The organism is Microcystis sp. LE19-10.1B, assembly GCF_027530565.1.
In the GTDB taxonomy this organism is placed as follows: domain Bacteria; phylum Cyanobacteriota; class Cyanobacteriia; order Cyanobacteriales; family Microcystaceae; genus Microcystis; species Microcystis aeruginosa.
The window spans coordinates 1-4,314 of the sequence record NZ_JAPZQM010000157.1 but is presented as its reverse complement, the minus strand read 5'-3'; the positions used below and the strand labels follow the sequence as shown (position 1 = coordinate 4,314).

The following is a 4,314-nucleotide window of genomic DNA, read 5'->3' as shown; positions in this document are numbered from 1 at the left end:
CAAAGGGATTGGTTATGTCAGTGGAGATACCGAAAAACAGCTATCTGTAAGCGATACCAATGGTCAACGATTGGGACAGATAGCTGTTAGCAAGATTCAGTTAATTCGTCGTTCTAACGGTTTAATTGTTTCTCGCTAACTTATATAAAGCCGCCCTCCGCTATCGCTAAAGGGCGGGGTTTCAGACCCAGTTTTTCGATGACCAGACTAAGTATTGATCGCCAGAAAAAAAAGAATAAACAAGGCCAAACAAAAGCTGATAGTCCCCCGCTTAACATCAAAGAGAAACTTGCCCTCAAAAAAGAAGAAAGGCAAAAGAAACAAAAGTTAACGGGGTTGGTTATTTTTGCTATTTGTGTAGCAATTTTGCTCGGATTACCCCTCAGCTTATTATTTGATGCCACGATAGGAGCTGCAGTAAGTTTAGCCTTAATTTTAGTAGTTTTCTCCTTTAGCTATCCTCGCATGGCTCTTTGGGCATTTATTATCTATGTCCCCTTCACTGGCACTATCGTGTATTGGTTGGGAGGTAGTTCAATCCTCCAGCTTAGTAAAGATATCTTTTATCTACCCGCTTTAATCGCCTTAGTTTTAGAATGTCGAAAAAAGCAATTACCGATTATTGTCCCCAAACAATTAGGTACAACCCTATTATTAATCTTTGTTTTCTGTGTAGTTTGTCTATTAGCCGTCAATTTGCAGAGACAATTTCTGCCTACTTGTGATTCCGTGGCTGGGATGAGTATCTTTAGGGATGGTCGTTTGGGCGGGATTCCCTGTCGGGAAAGTGAGACTTTTCTGCAAGGAATATTAGGATTTAAAGTTTTGCTGGGTTATGTCCCCTTGATCTTCTGCACTTATTACTTAATCAAAGACAAACCGACCCTATTATTTTTTAGTCGTCTTTTAGTGACTTTAGCGATTATTTGTTGTGTCCTAGGACTAATGCAATACTGGATGCTGAAAACCGGTCGTTGTGTAGGAACTAGAGGCTTTGTAGCTGATGCACTATTCAAAGCCCACTTAGATGCAAGGTGTTTGGTTGGTGGGGCATTAGTGTATAGTCCGGAAGTGAATATGATCCGCCTACCAGGTACCTTTGTTTCTCCCTGGCACTGGGCTTGGTTTTTGGTCTCTAGTGCCGTAGTTTGTTATGCCAGTGCCTTTAGTGAAATTTCCCAAAAATGGCGACTAGCAGCCCTAGTGGGTTTAACCCTAGTTTTTATTAATGCATTGATATCTGGGCAAAGACTAGCTTTCTTTGGTGTACTGATAATTATTCTTCTGATCCCGATTCTTACGGGACAAATCGCTAACTTAAAACGATTTTTGCCGATCATTTTTGCCGCCACTTTACTTCTAGCTATCGGTTTTTCTTTCCTTGACCCGGATTTTGTCCAACAACGCTACGATAGTGCCATCAACCGTTGGCAACAGGCTCCCCCCACCCTTTTTATTCAAGAACAGTTGGATTTTGCTATTCGTAATCAGGGCGGTATTTTAGGTCGTGGACTTGGTGTGGCCACAGCTTCTGCTAGGGTTTTCGGTAATATTTCCTTTGTGGAAACCTATCACACTAAAGTTTTATTCGAGTTGGGATACATTGGTTTTGCCTTGTACATGATATTCATGACCCATCTAGTTTATCTGGCCTTCCGCACCTATCGTTCCCTCAAAGATCCCACTCTGCGGGGTTTTGCCGGTAGTTATTGGGTTTTGCTGCTCTTTGTTGCCTATCTTCCCTATTGGTATGCCCTCGATACGGATCCTGTGGGCGTTTATTACTGGATATTTGCGGGCGTAATTTTTAGATTACCCGTGATCGAAAAACAGGAAAAAGAAGCCAAAATTCTGGCGGGGGAAACCGCCACAAAATCCTCCAAAAAGGGCTTAAAATTTAAACGCAAAGGTGTTTCTTTAGCTTGAAATATAGGTGTTGGGTTTTAGGGTGTTGGGGTTTTAGGGTTTTAGTGGAAATTCCCCCATTCCCCCATTTCCCCACTCCCCCACTTCCCCACTCCCCCACTCCCCCATTCCCTGCTATGAATTTTCCCTCGATTTCTGTCATCATACCCACCTATCGACGCGAAGAGCCTCTTAAAGATACTCTCGATGACCTGCTCAAACAAGATTATCCCGATTTTGAGGTGTTAGTTATCGACCAAACCGCTACCCACAGCCCCGCCATACAATCCTATCTGGAAAATCTGGCTAATCAGCACAAAATTAGCTGGTATCGGCTAGATTGGGCGAGTTTACCCGGTGCCAGAAATTATGGAGTCCGTCGCGCCCAAGGCGATATCGTTCTTTTTATCGATGATGATGTGCGGCTACCGGATAATTATCTCAAAGCACATAGTGAGAATTTTGTCAAGAACCCTGAGATAGGTGTAGTGGCCGGTCGGGTATTTGATCGCATGAAATTGGGTGACTCCCAAAAAATGGTGACAGATACCGGCAAACCCTACGAAATCGACTTTTTACCCCCCCAAGCGATGGATCCGGGCATTGCTTGGTATTACATCGATCTTGTCCACACCACTAAACCCCAGCAGGTAATCTCAGCCCGGGGCTGTAATATGTCTTTCCGTAAGGATATATTTACGAAATACGGCATTTGGTTCGATGAACGCTTTCGTGGCAGTGCCGTGCGCGAGGAATCGGATTTTTGCTTAAGGTTACGCCGGACTCCCTATCATGTCTGGTACGATCCCACCGCTTATCTGGTTCATTTAGGCGAAGAAACCGGCGGCTGTCATGATATTAGCACTCGTTCTTTGAGTTATCAGACGACTTTTTATCATAATCACTTTCTGATGGCCCTGAAAAATCTCACTCCCGCTCAACAATTGCGACTCTATGCTAAATTATTTGATTGTCACGTTCTTGGCAATCCTCCCTGTAATAAAGGTGGTTCCCCGATTAAAATACTCTCTAGGGGAATTTTTTATAGTTTAGGTTTTCTTGATGCTCTGAAAACTCAAGTAAAGTCCCTCTGGAATGATGGCCAAATTTATACAAAACTAGATAATCTATGAGAATTTTAGTCGCTAGTCATACCTATATAGTTGATCTCAACTGTGAGAAACTGCGCGCCCTGACAAGATTAAATCCCAATATTGAAGTTACTATTGTTGTTCCCCAACGTTGGCAACCGGGAGGAGTCCAAAATAAAATCATTGAAAGTCAACCGAAAATAGCCGACAATTTCCGAGTCATTCCTATCTCTAATTTTAGCCAGAATAACCAAGCTTTATTAACTTTTGGTGCTGATATAATTCCTTTATTGCAGAAATTTAGACCCGATATTATTCAAGTGGAACAGGGTTCTAAATCTCTCGCTTATGCTCAATTTATTACTCTGAATCGTCTCTTAAATCTCCAGGCTAAAAATGTATTTTTTACTTGGTGGAATCTTCCCTATACTCCTAAATTTCCCATCTCTTGGTTAGAAGCTTATAACCTGAAAAATACCGATGGTTTAATCGCCGGTAATCAGGACGGAGTAGATGTTTTAAAAGAACGGGGTTACAGGGGTAAATACACAGTTTTACCGCAATTAGGAGTGGATGAAGTCCTTTTTTCCCCTGACAAGCAACCCGATTTAGCCCGATCTTTAGGCATTGAAAGCGATGAATTTGTGATTGGTTTTGTCGGTCGTTTTGTGGAAGAGAAAGGCATTATAACGCTGATTAAAGCTGTAGCTAAATTAACAGGTAAGTGGAAATTATTACTGTTAGGTCGGGGAATCCTGAAAGATAAAATAGTCAGCGAAGCTACAGCCGCAGGAATAAGCGATCGCTTGATGATAGTGGAAAGTGTTCCCCACGATCAAGTAGTTAATTATATTAACCTGATGAACACTTTAGTTTTGCCTTCAGAAATCACCTATCAGGTCAAAACCTTAACTGCCGTCGGTTGGAAAGAACAATTCGGTCATGTCTTAATTGAAGCTATGGCCTGTCAGGTTCCTGTTATTGGTTCTGATTCGGGAGAAATCCCCTTTGTTATTGCTGATACGGGTTTAATTTTTCCCGAAAAAGATGGGGAGGCACTGGCTAAATCTATACAAACTCTCTTAGATAATCCCAGCTTCGCTCAAGAATTAGGCCAGAGGGGTTATCAGAGGGTAATGACCAATTATACTAATAAAGCCCTCGCTCAAAAACAATTGGATTTCTATCAACAATTACTCCCTCGATGATGGGAAGTGGGGTGTGGGGTGTGGGGTGTGGGGTGTGGGGTGTGGGGTGTGGGGTGTGGGGAGAAGGGAGAAGGGAGAGTGGAGAAGGGGTGTGGGGAGAAAAAAGCTGA

The 4,314-nt window shown here is 42.7% G+C and carries 3 protein-coding genes and 1 pseudogene; all 4 read left to right on the top strand.

Annotated elements, in window-relative coordinates; genetic code table 11:
* Positions 1 to 139: pseudogene (locus tag O9332_RS28330) on the top strand (RRXRR domain-containing protein); the annotation flags it as partial.
* A gap of 59 nt (positions 140 to 198) precedes the next feature.
* A complete protein-coding gene (hpsL, locus tag O9332_RS05635) occupies positions 199 to 1,926 on the top strand; it encodes a hormogonium polysaccharide biosynthesis protein HpsL (RefSeq protein WP_288024169.1) in 1,728 nt (575 codons plus the stop codon).
* Positions 1,927 to 2,042: 116 nt separating this feature from the next.
* Entirely contained in the window at positions 2,043 to 3,038 is a 996-nt protein-coding gene (hpsN, locus tag O9332_RS05630) for a hormogonium polysaccharide biosynthesis glycosyltransferase HpsN (RefSeq protein WP_002758135.1), read from the top strand.
* A complete protein-coding gene (gene hpsO, locus O9332_RS05625) occupies positions 3,035 to 4,204 on the top strand; it encodes a hormogonium polysaccharide biosynthesis glycosyltransferase HpsO (protein WP_002758136.1) in 1,170 nt (389 codons plus the stop codon). The genes hpsN and hpsO overlap by 4 nt, the downstream gene beginning before the upstream one ends.
* Positions 4,205 to 4,314 lie beyond the last annotated feature (110 nt).

Coding starts and splice junctions, on each gene's coding strand:
- hpsL (WP_288024169.1), top strand. CDS start 199: ATGACCAGACTAAGTATTGATCGCCAGAAAAAAAAGAATAAACAAGGC.
- hpsN (WP_002758135.1), top strand. CDS start 2,043: ATGAATTTTCCCTCGATTTCTGTCATCATACCCACCTATCGACGCGAA.
- hpsO (WP_002758136.1), top strand. CDS start 3,035: ATGAGAATTTTAGTCGCTAGTCATACCTATATAGTTGATCTCAACTGT.